13 protein-coding genes are annotated in these 14563 nt (G+C 66.5%); 4 read left to right on the top strand and 9 right to left on the bottom strand.

Annotation, left to right across the window (positions count from 1 at the left end):
- Positions 1–120 precede the first annotated feature (120 nt).
- The 4 genes from ACN4F8_RS12090 (at position 121) to ACN4F8_RS12105 (ending at position 6009) form a co-directional block, all read left to right on the top strand.
- Positions 121–1911: a sensor histidine kinase gene (locus ACN4F8_RS12090; protein WP_419473829.1), complete on the top strand. Its 1791-nt coding sequence runs from the start codon at positions 121–123 to the stop codon at positions 1909–1911.
- Between the two features lie 2 nt (positions 1912–1913).
- The gene (locus tag ACN4F8_RS12095) at positions 1914–2879 is read left to right on the top strand and encodes a response regulator (RefSeq protein WP_419473830.1); all 966 of its coding nucleotides are present in this window, start codon (positions 1914–1916) and stop codon (positions 2877–2879) included.
- 66 nt (positions 2880–2945) lie between these two features.
- Positions 2946–3998 carry a DUF72 domain-containing protein gene (locus ACN4F8_RS12100; protein WP_419473831.1) on the top strand — a complete coding sequence of 351 codons (1053 nt, stop codon included), beginning with the start codon at positions 2946–2948 and terminating at the stop codon, positions 3996–3998.
- A 223-nt stretch (positions 3999–4221) separates the two neighbouring features.
- Positions 4222–6009, top strand: coding sequence for a monovalent cation:proton antiporter-2 (CPA2) family protein (locus ACN4F8_RS12105; protein WP_419473832.1), 1788 nt, complete (start codon positions 4222–4224; stop codon positions 6007–6009).
- 5 nt (positions 6010–6014) lie between these two features.
- Here ACN4F8_RS12105 and ACN4F8_RS12110 read toward each other — a convergent pair whose 3' ends face one another.
- The 9 genes from ACN4F8_RS12110 to ACN4F8_RS12150 all read right to left on the bottom strand — a co-directional run bounded on the left by ACN4F8_RS12110 (position 6015) and on the right by ACN4F8_RS12150 (position 14449).
- On the bottom strand, positions 6015–6566 hold the full coding sequence (locus ACN4F8_RS12110; RefSeq protein ID WP_419473842.1) for a methylated-DNA--[protein]-cysteine S-methyltransferase: 552 nt from the start codon (positions 6564–6566) through the stop codon (positions 6015–6017).
- A gap of 7 nt (positions 6567–6573) precedes the next feature.
- A complete protein-coding gene (locus ACN4F8_RS12115) occupies positions 6574–7479 on the bottom strand; it encodes an SDR family oxidoreductase (RefSeq protein ID WP_419473833.1) in 906 nt (301 codons plus the stop codon).
- 27 nt (positions 7480–7506) lie between these two features.
- On the bottom strand, positions 7507–7965 hold the full coding sequence (locus ACN4F8_RS12120) for a GNAT family N-acetyltransferase (protein ID WP_419473834.1): 459 nt from the start codon (positions 7963–7965) through the stop codon (positions 7507–7509).
- A complete protein-coding gene (locus tag ACN4F8_RS12125) occupies positions 7962–8897 on the bottom strand; it encodes a glutathione S-transferase family protein (protein WP_419473835.1) in 936 nt (311 codons plus the stop codon). The genes ACN4F8_RS12120 and ACN4F8_RS12125 overlap by 4 nt, the downstream gene beginning before the upstream one ends.
- Before the next feature lie 170 nt (positions 8898–9067).
- Positions 9068–10696 carry an isovaleryl-CoA dehydrogenase gene (locus ACN4F8_RS12130; protein ID WP_419473836.1) on the bottom strand — a complete coding sequence of 543 codons (1629 nt, stop codon included), beginning with the start codon at positions 10694–10696 and terminating at the stop codon, positions 9068–9070.
- 16 nt (positions 10697–10712) lie between these two features.
- Entirely contained in the window at positions 10713–11729 is a 1017-nt protein-coding gene (locus ACN4F8_RS12135) for an NADP-dependent oxidoreductase (RefSeq protein WP_419473837.1), read from the bottom strand.
- 31 nt (positions 11730–11760) lie between these two features.
- On the bottom strand, positions 11761–12189 hold the full coding sequence (locus ACN4F8_RS12140; protein WP_419473838.1) for a PaaI family thioesterase: 429 nt from the start codon (positions 12187–12189) through the stop codon (positions 11761–11763).
- Positions 12190–12306: 117 nt separating this feature from the next.
- A complete protein-coding gene (locus ACN4F8_RS12145; RefSeq protein WP_419473839.1) occupies positions 12307–13098 on the bottom strand; it encodes an SDR family oxidoreductase in 792 nt (263 codons plus the stop codon).
- A gap of 52 nt (positions 13099–13150) precedes the next feature.
- Positions 13151–14449, bottom strand: a complete 1299-nt coding sequence (locus tag ACN4F8_RS12150) for an RNA polymerase sigma factor (protein ID WP_419473840.1) — start codon at positions 14447–14449, stop codon at positions 13151–13153.
- Positions 14450–14563 lie beyond the last annotated feature (114 nt).

Below are 14563 nucleotides of genomic sequence, written 5' to 3' on the forward strand. Positions count from 1 at the left end.
TCCATTGAAGTATGGGTTGTTTTGATACCCCTACCTAGTATCTCAGCCGGCCCGACACGGCCCCCGTGCGAGATCTCTCCCGCACTGGTGGCCCCGGTTTCACATCCCGCTGGAAATTTCATGAACAACTACTTCCGCCTCACCCGCTACTTCACCGCCACCAGCCTGGTGGCGTTCGGCGTGGTGACCACCACCCTGATGTACTTCGAACACCGCCAGTCTTCTTTCTTCCAGGAGGTTCAGACCAATGAAGCACAGATACTGAATGACATTCAGAGCGACTTCGTGAACCGTGCCGATGCCGTGGCCCGGCGCGACCTGCTGGCCGTGAACGAGCAAGGCAACGTGAACTTGACGCGGCTCTTCTCCAACGCGCTCTGGACCAGCGATCTGACCCCGTACCTGGCCGAGATCGGCTCGGTCGATTTCGCGCTCTGCAGGGCCATGCCCGATGGGGTGGACGCCCAGGGCAAGTCGGGCGCAACACCTGAGAAAAAAACCTGCTTCAAGGAGGTCGGTGCAAAGCTGAGGGCGTTGAAAAGTTTTGATCCGCTGGATGCGCGCGTGCGTGAAGCCATGCAGGGCAGCACCATCTACAAGATCAAGGTGTACGACCTGAGCGGCATCACGGTCTATTCCACCGAGCTGGCGCAGATCGGTGAAGACAAGTCGGGCAACGCCGGCTGGAAGAGCGCGGCCCTGAACGGCAAGGCCATCAGCGAGCTGACCTTTCGCGACAAATTCAGCGCATTGCAAGGCATGGTGGAAAACCGCGACCTGATCGCCAGCTACCTGCCGGTGATCGAACCCGGCACCCAGAAGACCGTTGGCGTCTTCGAGGTGTATGCCGACGTGACCCCGTTTCTGGGCCAGATCAAGGCCACGTCCGGCGAGTTCAAGCAGGTGGCGCAGGCCAACCAGACCCGTCTGGCAGAGCAAGCCGCATCAAACCATTTGAAAGTGCAAAGCAGCTCCAACCGGCAACTGGCCATCGTGGCGGGGCTGCTGGCCCTGCTCTATGTGGTGTTGCTGAGCATCGTGCGCCGGGCACAGACCGTCATCGAGCGGCAGGCGCGCGAGAGCGACGCGACCAAGCAGCGCCTGGCGCAGTCGGAAAAAATGACCTCGCTGGGGCAGATGGTGGCGGGTGTGGCACACCAGCTGAACACGCCGCTGGCGTTTTCAAAGAACAACGTTCTCATGTCGATCCAGGCACTGGACCAGCTCGAAGGCGCCGTGCACCGCCAGATCCGCCATTCGATCTTCCGCACCGAAACCGTGAGCGAGTCCGACACCGTGATGGCGCCGGTGGATGCGGAGAAGCAGGCGCGGGAGCTGGCCTCGGCCATGCTCGAAGTGCGGGAGGCGCGCGAGATGCTGGGCGACGTGCTCATGGGCATGGGACAGATGAACGAACTGGTGGACAACCTGCGCAGCTTCACACGCCTGGACCGCGCCCACACCGCCGAAGTCAACCTCAACACCGCGTTGGACAGCGTGTGCTACATCGCCAAAACGGTGATCTCGACCAAGGTCACGCTGGAGCGGGCGTTTCAACCCCTGCCGGCCATCGAGTGCAATGTGTCGCAGCTCAACCAGGTGTTTCTCAACCTCATCAACAACGCAGCGCAGGCCATCGAAGGCGCAGGCACGATCACGGTGTCCACCCAGGCCGACGCCCGCCACATCACGGTCAGCGTGCGCGACACCGGCCGAGGCATCCCGGCCGACGTGCTGCCCCGCATCTTCGAGGCTTACTTCACCACCAAGCCCGACGGCGAAGGCACAGGCCTGGGCCTGGCCATCGCCCGCAACATCGTGGAAGAGCACGGAGGCGACATCCAGGTCAGCAGCGAAGTCGGCATGGGCACCGAGTTCAGGGTGCGGCTGCCGATCGACAAGGCAGCGTGACCATGAGCCAGGTTTCACTGCCCAAGGTGCTGTGCGTCGACGACGAGCCCGGCCTGCTGCGCTCGCTGCGCTGGTTGCTGCGCGGCCAGTACGAAGTGGCCGTGGCCTCCAGCGGGATCGACGGGCTGGCGCTGCTGAGCGCCGAAAACTTCGACGTGGTCATCAGCGATCAGCGCATGCCCGGCATGACCGGCACCGAATTCCTGGAGCGGGCGCGACAGGTGTCGCCGCGCAGCATCCGCTTGCTGCTCACCGGTTACTCCGACTTCAATGCGGTGTTGAGTTCGGTCAACGACAGCGAAGTCTTTCGTTTCATCTCCAAGCCCTGGGACAACCAGAAGCTGCTGGAGACCGTGGGTGATGCGGCCAAGGTGGCCCGCATGACGCAGGCATCCTGGGTTGATTTTCAGGACACCGTGGGGGCCGATGGACCCGACGCATTCGACGAAGGCGTGCTGGTGTTCGACAGCGATGGCAGCGCGGCTGCGCAGTGGCAGTCGGCCGTCAAGCGCGCGAACAACATGGTGTGTACCAACGACATCGGCGAAGCGGTCAGCCAGCTCACCCGGCAGAAAGTGGCCGTGCTGATCACCGACATCCAGGGCGCGCGCTCGCAGCAGATGGACCTGATACGTGCCGTGCGCCGCAACCAGCCGCAAGTGGTGGTGCTGGTGTACAGCCAGGAGCGTGACAGCGCCGTGATCGGTCGGCTGATCAACGAAGGTCAGATCTACCGCTTCATTGCCAAACCCGCTGGCCCCGAGTACCTCAACCGCACGCTGCGCTCTGCCCTGGCCAGGCACCGCCAACTGCTCGCGGTGCCCGAACGCGCCACGCGCCACCGGGCGCAGGTGTCGGAAGACGTCGACTTCGAGCTGGACTTTGCGTCGGCCGCCGGTCATCTGCCCGCCTCGATGCGCAAACCCCTCACCGGTGCGCGGGCCTGGCTGCAGCGGCTGTTTCGCTGAACACCCCGCGCTACCATCAAAGCCACCCGGGTGGCGGTCGTGCCAGGTACCCGGCACCCGCCCACCATGCAAGACCAGCTCTTCGGCGACCCTCGCGCACCCGTGCCGCCATCGGCAGACCCGCCGGTGCGCAAACGTCGGACAGAGGTGTCCCCTGCCCCACCCGACGAAGCTTTGCAAGCCCTGGCCCCGCTCATGCCGGCCAGGGCGCGCCTGGGCACGTCGTCATGGAACTACCCCGGCTGGGCCGGCCTGGTGTGGGATGACGACTACCCCGATGCGCAACTCTCCAAAGACGGTCTTCGGGCCTACGCGCAGCACCCGCTGATGCGCACCGTGAGCCTTGACCGCGGCTTCTACCGCCCGCTCACCGAAGGCCAGTACGCGCGCTACGCCGCCCAGGTGCCCGACGATTTCCGTTTTGTGGTGAATGCGCCCAGCCACGTGACCGACGCGCTGGTGCGCGGTGAAGACGGACGCGGCCGCCAGCCCAACCCGGCGTTTCTGGACGCAGCCCTGGCCACGCAAGACTTTGTGGCGCCCGCACTCGCCGGCCTGGGCCACAAGGTGGGCGCCCTGGTGTTCCAGCTCAGCCCCATGCCGCGCCACCTGCTGCACAACCTGCCGCTGGTGCTGCAACGCCTGCGCACCCTGCTGCTGGCCCAGCCGCCGCTCTCACCCACCGCACCCGACGGTGTGCTGGCGGTCGAAGTGCGCGACCCCGAGTGGCTGGACCCGGTGTTCATCCCCGAACTCGCTGCCGTGCTGCGCGAAGCCGGGGCCACCTGGTGCCTCTGCCTGCACGCCAAGATGCCGCGCCTGGCCGAGCAGCTGCCCCTGCTGCGCAAGCTCTGGCCCGGACCCATGGTGTGCCGCTGGAACCTCAACCCGCTGCACGGCGCCTACGGCTATGAAGACGCGCGCAAGGAATACAGCCCCTACGACCGCATCCACGACGCAGACGACGAAACCCGCGCACTGCTGGTGCGCACCATCGCCGGCGTGACCGGCGCCGGGCAAAACGCCTATGTGACGATCAGCAACAAAGCCGAGGGGTGCGCGCCGCTGTCGGTGCAGGCGCTGGCAGAAGGGTTGGCGGCTTGCCCTCACGCGAGGTGAGCTGCGCCTCGGGGATCGGCAACGTGCCCACCAGCAGCGCCAGGATGGGCGAGACGCTGGCCAGCGTGAACCGGCCCTGACCGAGGGCCAGGAAAAAGGCGGTGAGGCTGAACTGCACCGGGCCGATCTCGGCACCCAGGCTGCGGCCGATCCGCTCTGGCGCAGGCGTTGGGCGTGTGCGTCACAATTTCGCGGTTCATCGATTCACCCACTGGAGTTCCCCATGGCCGTTGAAGGCAGCGCAGGCGATCTGCTGAAAGTTGTGACCCTGCTCGGCGCCGCGGTGGTGGCCGTGCCCCTGTTCAAACGCCTCGGTCTGGGCTCGGTGCTGGGTTATCTGGCCGCCGGGCTGGCCATCGGGCCGTTCGGCATGTCCCTCATCAGCGACCCGGCCACCATCCTGCACACGGCCGAACTCGGTGTGGTGATGTACCTCTTCGTCATTGGCCTGGAAATGCAGCCTTCGCACCTGTGGAGCCTGCGCCGCGCGATCTTCGGCCTGGGCAGCCTGCAGGTGGTGGTGTGTGGTCTGCTGCTCACGGGCGTGGGCCTGGCGTTCGGCTTCTCGTTGCCGGTGTCGTTCGTGAGCGCCATGGGTTTTGTGCTCACCTCCACCGCCGTGGTCATGCAATTGCTGGGCGAACGCGGCGACATGGCGCAGCCGCGCGGGCAGAAGATCGTGGCCATCCTGCTGTTTGAAGACCTGCTGATCGTGCCGCTGCTGGCGGTGGTGACCTTCATGGCGCCAGCCGATCTGGCGGGCACAGTGGCGGTCACGTCCTCGCGCTGGGCCACCATCGGCCTGGCACTGGGCTCGCTGGTGGCGCTCATTGCCGCGGGCGTGTGGTTGCTCAACCCCCTCTTCCGCGTGCTGGCCAACGCCAAGGCGCGCGAGGTCATGACCGCCGCCGCCCTGCTGGTGGTGCTGGGCGCCGCGCTGCTCATGCAGGTGGGCGGCCTGTCCATGGCCATGGGTGCTTTCCTGGCGTGCGTGCTGCTGTCCGAATCCACCTTCCGCCACCAGCTCGAAGCCGACATCGAGCCCTTCCGCGGGCTGCTGCTGGGCCTGTTCTTCCTGAGCGTGGGCATGTCGTTGGATCTCGCTGCGGTGGCGAGCAACTGGCCGCTGATCGTGGCCGGCGTGGTGGCCATGATGGTGGTCAAGGCGCTGTGCATCTACGGCGTGGCGCGGTTTGCCAAGAGCTCACACGCCGACGCGCTGGACCGCGCCGTGCTCATGGCGCAGGGCGGTGAGTTCGCCTTTGTGCTGTTTGCTGCGGCGCTGGGCGCCAAGGTGATCGACCCGGTGGTCAACGCCAACATGACCGCCATCGTGGTGCTCTCGATGGCGCTCACGCCGCTGGTGGTGCTGGTGCACCGGCGCCTGGCCACGAAGCCGGGCGTGTCCATGGAAGGCATCGAGGCGGTGAATGGTCAAGCCGCCAGCGTGCTGGTGATCGGCTTCGGCCGCTTCGGGCAGATTGCCAGCCAGGGCGTGATCGCGCGCGGCGCCAGCATCACCATCATCGACAACAACGTGCAGATGATCCGCGACGCCGAGGCCTACGGCTTCAAGGTCTACTACGGCGACGGCTGCCGCGCCGACGTGTTGCACGCCGCGGGCGCGCACACGGCGCAGGCCATCCTGGTCTGCATCGACAACAAGGAAGCCGCCACGCGCGTCGCCGAGCTGGCCAAAACCGAGTTCCCCCAAGCCGAACTGCTGGTGCGGGCCTTCGACCGCGAGCATGTGCTGGCTCTGCGAAAGGCCGACGTGAGCTACCTCGTGCGCGAGACCTTCGAGTCCGCCATGGCCATGGGTCGTCAGGCCGTGCTGACGCTGGGCGCGCAAGAGGAAGAAGCCGACGAGGTGATGGAGCACCTGCGCCAGCGCGATGCCGAGCGCATGGACATGGAAGCCGCCGGTGGTTTGTTTGCCGGGCGCGCACTGGTGCTGGGCAATCAGGTGAAAAAGTCGGCTGCGCACCAGACCGCGCAAGACCCGGCCTGACCAACTCAGGCGTCGTCGAACAGCGACGCTGTGCCCGTGGGCCGAGCGCCCTCGATCGCCAACATGCGCAGCTTGGTGATCGCACCCCCGTTGGCCGAAAAACCACCCGGCTGGTTGCCTGCCGCGAGCACGCGGTGGCAGGGCACGATGGGCGCGAACGGGTTGTGGCCCAAGGCCTGCCCCACCGCGCGCGACAAACCCACATCGCCGAGTTCGCGGGCGAGTTCGCCGTAGGTGCGGGTCTGGCCGGGCGGAATGGCGCGGGCCAGGGCGTAAACGCCGCGCTGGAACGGGGTGAGTCTGCTCATGTCGAGCGCCACCTCGCACAGGTCGCGTGCTTCGCCGTTCAACAGGGCTTGCACACCCTTGATGGCGGCCTGCACCGACGCTGGTGGCTGGTCCACCTCGGGCAACGTCGGCAGGCCTTTGAGCAGCCTCGCCCGGGTGCGCTCCGCATCGGCCTCGGGCAACTGCACCGCGACCACACCCGCAGCGCCCCAGGCGATGCCGCAGACGCCGATGGCGGTGTCGAACAGCGCGTGGCCGCCCTCGCCCATGGCTTGTTCAGGCTGCGCGCAGCGCCGCGCGCAAGGCCACACCGATTTCCGGCCGCTCATGAAACGGGTCCGCCGGGTTGGTGATGTTCACGATGCCTTCCATGCGCGCGCGCACATTGCCCAGCGCGCGCGGGTGGCTGAAGATGTAGAACTGGTCGGCGGTGATGGCGTCGAACACCAGCTGCGCCACCTGGGCGGCGGTGACCTTGCCCGAGCTCACGGCCTTGTCGCTCTGGGCCTGGCCGATCATCTGGCTTTGCGTGGCCTTCTCGTCGGCCAGTTCAGCCGGCTTGTTGAGGTGGCTCTGGCTGATGCCGGTGGGCACAAAGTACGGGCAGAGCACGCTGGCACTCACCTGGTCGCTCACCAGCTTCAGGTCCTGGTAGAGCGTTTCGGTGAGGCTGACCACCGCGTGTTTGCTCACGTTGTAGATGCCCATGTTGGGCGGCGTGAGCAGGCCGGCCATGCTGGCGGTGTTGACGATGTGGCCGCGCCAAGTGGGGTCGGCTTTTGCGGCCGCCAGCATCATGGGGGTGAACAGGCGCACACCGTGCACCACGCCCCAGAGGTTCACGCCCAGCACCCACTCCCAGTCCTTCACCGAGTTTTCCCAGATCAGGCCGCCTGAGCCCACGCCCGCGTTGTTGAACACAAAGTGCGGCGCGCCGAAGGTTTTTTCCACATCGGCGGCCAGTGCTTCCATCTGCTTGGTGCTCGACACATCGACCTTGCGCGACAGCACGCGCGCGCCCGTGGCGGTGATCTCGGCCGTGGCCTTGTCCAACGCGTCCTGTTGCACGTCGACCAGCACGAGGTTCATGCCGAGCCTGGCACCGATGCGCGCGCACTCCAGGCCGAAGCCCGAGCCCGCGCCGGTGAGCACGGCGGTTTTGCCTTGGAAGTCTTGAATCATGTGGGTCTCCTCGGTGGGTATGAAAAATCAGGCAGCTCTGACCATCTCGATGTGGTCGATACCGTCTTCGATGTAGATCGGGCCGGACGGCTCAAAGCCGTGTTGTTGGTAGAACGGTTGCAGGTGCGCCTGCGCGCCGATGCGGATGGGCTGCGTGCCCCAGAGGCCGTGCAAGGCCTGCACCGCCTCGCGCATCAACACATGGCCCAGGCCGCCACCGCGTGCTGCCGGCAGCGTGACCACGCGGCCGATGCTGGCCTCGGTGAATTTCAGGCCTGCCGGCACCAGCCGGGCGTAGGCTTCGAGCCCCCGGGCTCCTTCGCCCAGCAGGTGAAAGCACTGCGCATCAGCGCCGTCCATGTCCTGGAACACGCAGTTCTGCTCCATCACGAACACCTCGGTGCGCAGTTGCAGCAGGGCATACAGCGTGCGGGCATGCAGGGCATCAAACGGCAGGCAGCGCCAGGTCAGGGTCGGGGCATTCAAGCGCGCACTTCCCTCAGCACAAAACCGATGCGCGGGAAATGCACATGCAGCAGCCCGGCGCGTTCGTCGGTGCGCTCCAGCGTGTAGCGGGTTCGGGTGGCGGCGCGCAGGATGCCTTCGGTGGGTTCCTGGCCAAAGGTCTCGGCGTTGATGGTCACGCGGCTGCCCAGCGCAATGCCGTGGTCGTCCTGGAAGGTGTCGTCGGTGTGCGGCGCGGGCTGCGCAGCAGCGGCGATGGCGATGGCCTCGGTGGACGTGAGCTTGGTGAGGTGGCCGTGGCCGATGGCGGCCATGCGGTCCATCCACTCGATGACGTGGGGCGTGGCGTCCAGGATGCCGGCCATGGCGGGGTTGACCACGCGGCTGAACCACAGCGGGTGGTAGGCCGCGAAATCGGCGACGCAGGGCGCGTCACCCAGCAGGAAGGGGTGCATTTCCACCATGGTCGAGAGGCGGCGCAGGTAGCTCTTGTAGGCGGCGGTGGCGTCGCCCGGGCGCAAGCTGGTCATGCCGGTGCGCATGGCGCCGCGGTCGGCTGCGAAGGCCTGCGCGGCTTCGGGTGGCTGGCCGGCAAACAGGGCCGCTGCGCCCTTGGGGCTGAGGTTGTGGCCCATGGCGGCCCAGAAGAGCGTGCTGTCGGCCCACTGCGCGAGCACGCGTGCGGCGCCCTTGAGGTGCTCGGGGTAGAGCGTGGGTGTGGGCTGGTGGTGTTCGAGCACGTCGCAGATGAGCGCGGTGTCGCAATAAATGTCGGCGCCGATCTGCAGAAACGGCGTGCGGCGGTAACCACCGGTGAGGGTGATCACATCGGGCTTGGGCATGATGCGCGGGATGTTCACGCTCTGCCAGCTGAGCTTCTTGTGGCCCAGGATCAGGCGCACTTTTTCCGAGAAGGGGGACGTGGGGTAGTGGTGCAGGATGAGGTCGGACATGGTTCAGCGGTCTCCGGGTGATGTGATGTCCGTTCGCCCTGAGCCTGTCGAAGGGCTGGCCCAGGTGCTGGCGAGGGCTTCGACAAGCTCAGCCCGAACGGGGGTGTTGGTATTCCGATCGTCCTGAGCTTGTCGAAGGGCAGGCTCAGCCCGAACGGGAATTTGGGCGGTCATGAGGGTTTGGCGCGTTCGAGTATGGCGCCGAAGTCGACCCCGGCGCCCAGCGAGCCAAAGCTGTGGCCCCACGCACCGCCGATGCGCGAATCGCAAAACGCGCTGAACACGGCGGCGGGTGCGGTCTGTGCGAGCAGCGCGGCCTGCACGGCCAGGGCCACGTCTTGCGCGAGGCGGCGCGCTTCCATTTCGCTGGCCATCTCTTCCACGCGAATCGGCAGTTGCGCGGCCAGGCGGTCCAGCGCGGGGTGCATGCCTTTGGCGGGGGCGAGTTCGTGCGCGAGTGCGGCGGCGGCGTCGGCCTTGCGCAGCGCACGCAGCAGATCGATCGCCATGATGTTGCCCGCGCCTTCCCAGATGGAATTCAGCGGCATCTCGCGGTAGATGCGCGCCATCACGCCTTCACCGCCCTCTTCCACATAGCCATTGCCGCCCAGGCATTCCATGGCTTCCTGCGCAAAGTGGCTGCCGCGTTTGCAGATCCAGAACTTGGCCACGGGGGTGAGCAGGCGGTTCATCACCTGTTCGTGGGCGTTGTCGGTGCGGTCGAAGCTGCGCGCCAGGCGCAAGGCCAGCGCGGTCGCGGCTTCGGATTCGAGCGCCAGGTCGGCCAGCACGTTCTTCATCAGCGGCTGGTCGATGAGCAGCTTGCCGAAAGCCTTGCGTTGGGCGGTGTGGTTGAGCGCAATGCTCAGCGCCTGGCGCATGAGGCCGCTGGTGCCGAGCGCGCAATCGAGCCGCGTCATGGTGCCCATGGCCAGGATCTGCGGAATGCCACGCCCCTCTTCGCCCACCAGCCAGGCGCTGGCACCGACGAACTCCACCTCGGAACTCGCGTTGGCCTTGTTGCCCAGCTTGTCCTTCAGGCGCTGGATGAAGAGCTGGTTCATTGAACCGTCGGGCAACACCCGCGGCAAAAACAGGCAGCTCAGGCCGCTGGTGGTCTGCGCGAGGATCAGGAAGGCGTCGCACATGGGTGCGGAGAAAAACCACTTGTGACCAGTAACGCTGAAGCGCTGGCCCCAGGCGTCATGGCCGGCCGGTTCGGCGCGCGTGGTGTTGGCGCGCACGTCGGAGCCGCCCTGCTTCTCGGTCATGCCCATGCCCATGGTCAGGCCGGTCTTGTCGTGCCAGACCTTGAGCGTGGGGTCGTAGCTGCGGCTGGTGAGGCCGGGCGCCCAGTCGTTGTGGATGGCGGTGTTGTCCTTGAGTGCCGGGGCGACCGCGTAGCTCATGGAGATGGGGCAGAGGATGGAGGGCTCGAGTTCGGTGAAGAGCATGAAGCCGGCGGCGCGCAGGAGGTGGGGGCTCCCCCAAGCCGCACCATGCAACCCAGCACCCACAGCCTCGGCCATCAACACGTGATAACTCGGATGAAACTCCACCAGGTCCACCCGCTGCCCAAACCGGTTGTGCGTCTTGAGCTGCGGCGCGTGCACATTGGCCAGCCGCGCATGCGCCTGCATCTCGCCGCTGCCCGCCACAGCGCCCAAAGCGTGCAACGGAGCCGTGTCCAGCGCCGGGGCGTTGAACTTCAGGGCCGCCTGCATCGGCCGGTTGGTGGCGAACAGGTTCACGTCCACCAGCGGCGCGGGCTGGTTGAACACCTCGTGCGTGGCGGCCATGGCGCCCTCCGTCAGTTCAGATCAGCCTGACCAGTTGCTTGCCGAAGTTTTTGCCTTTCAGCAAACCCATGAAAGCCTCGGGTGCCGCAGCCAGACCTTGCGCCACGGTCTCGCGCGGGCGCAACTTGCCGGTGGCCACCAGGGTGCCCAGCTCGGTGAGCGCCTCGGGCCACACCTCCATGTGTTCGCTGACGATGAAGCCTTCGATCTTCAGGCGGTTCACCAGGATCAGCGCGGGGTTGGTCAGCGGCAGTGGCTGGCCGTCGTAGCCGGCGATCATGCCGCACACGGCGATGCGGCCAAAGGCGTTCATGCGCAGCAGCACGGCATCCAGCACCATACCTCCGACGTTCTCGAAGTAGCCGTCAATGCCTTTGGGGCACACGTCTTTCAAGGCCTTGGCGAGCGAGTACGCGTCCTTGTGCAGCTTGTAGTCGATGCAGGCATCAAACCCGAGTTCTTCCACCGCGTACTTGCACTTGTCGGGGCCACCTGCAATGCCCACCGCACGGCAGCCGCGCGCCTTGGCCAGCGCACCAAAGGCACTGCCCACCGCGCCCGTGGCTGCGCTCACCACCACGGTGTCACCGGGCTTGGGGTTGATGATCTTCACCAGACCGTACCAGGCGGTCACGCCCGGCATGCCGACCGCACCCAGGTAGTACGACAGCGGCACGTGCGTGGTGTCGACCTTGCGCAGCGCGCCGGGCTGTGCGGCGTCGACCACGCTGTACTGCTGCCAGCCGCCCATGCCCACGACCTTGTCGCCGGGCTGGAACTTGGGGTGCTTGGACTCGACCACCTCGCCCACGGTACCGCCGATCATGACTTCGCCCAGCGGCTGCGAGGCCGCATAGCTCTTGCTGTCGTTCATGCGGCCACGCATGTAGGGGTCCAGGCTCAGGAAGTGGTGGCGCACCAGCACCTGGTTGTCGGTGAGCGCATGCGTTTCGGTGGTGACCAGTTTGAAGTTGTCGACGGTGGCTTCGCCTTGGGGGCGGTTGTCGAGCACGATCTGTTGGTTGGTGGGCATGGTGTGTCTCCTGAAAATTCGGTCAGTGAAATCAGTCGGTCGAGATGCGGTTGAGAGCTTGAACGCTGCCCGCGCCCACCGGCAGCCGGGCGACGAACTTGAAGGTGCCGGTGGCGTGCGCGCAGAGCTTGCCGGCTGCGTCGAAGATGCTGCCTTCGGTGAAGGCCATGGTGGCGGTGCGGTGCAGCAGCTTGCCCTTGGCGGTCAGCGGCCCCTTGGCTGCGCGCATGAAACTGGTCTTCATCTCGATGGTCACGCAGCCCATGTCGACCTCCACCGAGCGCGCGGCGTGCGCCATCACCACGTCGAGCAGCGTCATGCTGGCGCCGCCATGCACGACGTCGAAGGAGTTCAAGTGATCTTCGGAAGGCTTGAACGTGATCTCCGCCTCGCCGCCTTCGAACTTTTGCAGTTCGAAGCCGAGCAGTTCGACGAAGGGGATGCGGACGCTGAATTTCATGGCATTGAAGTGATATCCGTTCGCCCTGAGCCTGTCGAAGGGTTCTTGCAATGTGTGTGCGAGGGCTTCGACAGGCTCAGCCCGAACGGTGTTGTGCTCAGTACCAAAAGAGTGTGCTCAGCCCCCGGTGATGATGCTGACGCCGCCGTCCACCGCCAGCCACTGGCCCGTGATGTGTTTGCCGGCGTCGCTCGCGTAAAGCAGCGTGAGTCCCTTCAAGTCTTCGTCGTCGCCCAGGCGGCCCAGCGGCGCATGCGCGGCCAGGCGCTCTTCGCCCATGGCCTTGAGCGTGCCCATGGTCATCTTGCTCGGAAAGAAGCCGGGGCAGATGGCGTTCACGCGGATGCCGTGCGCGCCCCACTCGGCCGCCAGTGCGCGGGTGAAGTTGATCACCGCGCCCTTGGAGGTGTTGTACGCAATGGTCTTCATGTCGCGCGGGTTGCCGCCCAGGCCGGCAATCGACGCGGTGTTGATGATGCTGCCGGTTCGGCGCGCGATCATGCTGCGCTTGGCCACGATCTGGCTCAGGATGAAGTAGCTGCGCACGTTGAGGTTCATCACCTTGTCCCACGCGTCCACCGGGTGGTCTTCGGCGGGTGCGCCCCAGGCGGCGCCGGCGTTGTTGATCAGGATGTCGATGTCGCCCAGGCGCTGCAGGCTTTCATCAGCCAGGCGCTGGATGTCTTCTTCCTTCGAGCAGTCGGCCGCGATCCAGCGCGCGTCGATGTTGGCGGCCTGCAGCTCGGCGGTGGCGGCTTCCAGGTCGTCGGCCTTGCGCGAGCTGATCACCACGCGGGCGCCGGCTTCACCGAGCGCGTGGGCCATCTGCAGGCCCAGGCCACGCGAGCCGCCGGTGATCAGGGCGGTCTTGCCTTTGAGGTCGAAGAGTTGGTGGATGGTTCGGGTCATGTTGTCGTCCTCGGGGAGTTTGAGAAATTTGTTGTGTGGCATTGTGGGCGCATCAAGCAGCGGTGTCTGTCACCGGCGCGGCCTGCAGTGCTTGCAGCTTGAGCCAGAGGTGCGCCCGAAGGCGTGGGTCAACGGTCAGGCCCATGCCGTGACGCAGCGCTTCGGCGGCCTCGACCCACTGGCGCTGTTGCTCCAGCAGGTGGGCACGCGCCACCCACCAGGGCGCGTGGTTGCGCACGTCGGCCTCGGGCAACGCGTCCAGCGCGGCCAGACCGTGCTCGGCGCCGTGTGCGGTGCCCAGCGCCACAGCATGACCGATCTGCGCACCCACGGTGGGCGCGATCTGCAGCAAGCCGTTGTAAAGCTGGGCGATGCCACCCCAGGGCACGCGCCCCGTGATGGCGCGTTGCGCGTGGGCCGACTGGATCGCGGCCTCCAGCTGGTAAGGCCCCAGCTGGCCGAGTGCTGCAGCTTCGCGCAGCAGGCTGTTGGCTCGGGCGATCTGCGCGTGATCCCAACGAGCTGTGTCTTGCTCGTGCAGCGGCACAAAGCGCTCGCTGCCATCGGCGGCCGCTTCGAACCGTGCACGACGACGCGACTCGCAAAACAACATCAACGCCCACAGACCACGCGCCTCCGCATCGTGGGGCAGCAAGGCCACGCAAAGCTCGGCCAGATACAGCGCCTCGGCGGCCAGTTCGGTGCCCATCGCGGCATCGTCCCCTGCGGCGCCCAGGCGCTCCCAGGCGAGTCCGTAGGCGGCGTACACCGCCTCCAGCACGGCATGCGTGCGCTGAGGCAGGTCGGACGGATCGGGCTCTTCAAATCGAATGCCGGCCTGCGCAATCTTCTGCTTGGCGCGCACCAGCCGCTGCGCCATGGCAGAGGGCGACACCAGAAACGCGGCGGCCATGCGCTGTGCGTCAAGCCCAAGCACGGCCTGCAGCATCAGCGGCGTGCGAACCGAACGATCGATGGCTGGATGAGCGCAGACCAGCATGAGGCGCAGGCGGTTGTCGGGAATTGGATTTGCCTGCAAAAAAGGCTCGGGAGCCGTGTCGTCTTCGCGTGGCAACAGCTCGCGCACCAGCGGGTCGTCAGCCAGGCGCTGCACCACGCCCCGGTGGCGCGCCGACTGCAACAGCTCACGCCGCGCCACGGTGAGCAACCACCCTTCGGGCTGCGCCGGCACGCCGTCCAGCGGCCAGCGCTCCAGCGCCTTGAGCAAGGCGTCGCCGAGCGCATCTTCGGCGGCGGCCAGGTCGCTCCAGCGCCAGGCGAGGTAGGCCACCAGGCGGCCGTAGGCATCCCGCGCCGTCAGCGCAGCCGCCTCGGCCGCCGGGGTGTTCATGCCTGCGGAGCACCCATGGGCGGGAGCACGGGGCGCACCTCCACGCTGCCGGTGCTGGCACAAGGGGCACGTGCGGCCCATTCCAGTGCCTGGTCGAGCGAGGGCTCGTCGATC

Source organism: Hydrogenophaga sp., from assembly GCF_048549895.1.
GTDB lineage: Bacteria > Pseudomonadota > Gammaproteobacteria > Burkholderiales > Burkholderiaceae_C > Hydrogenophaga.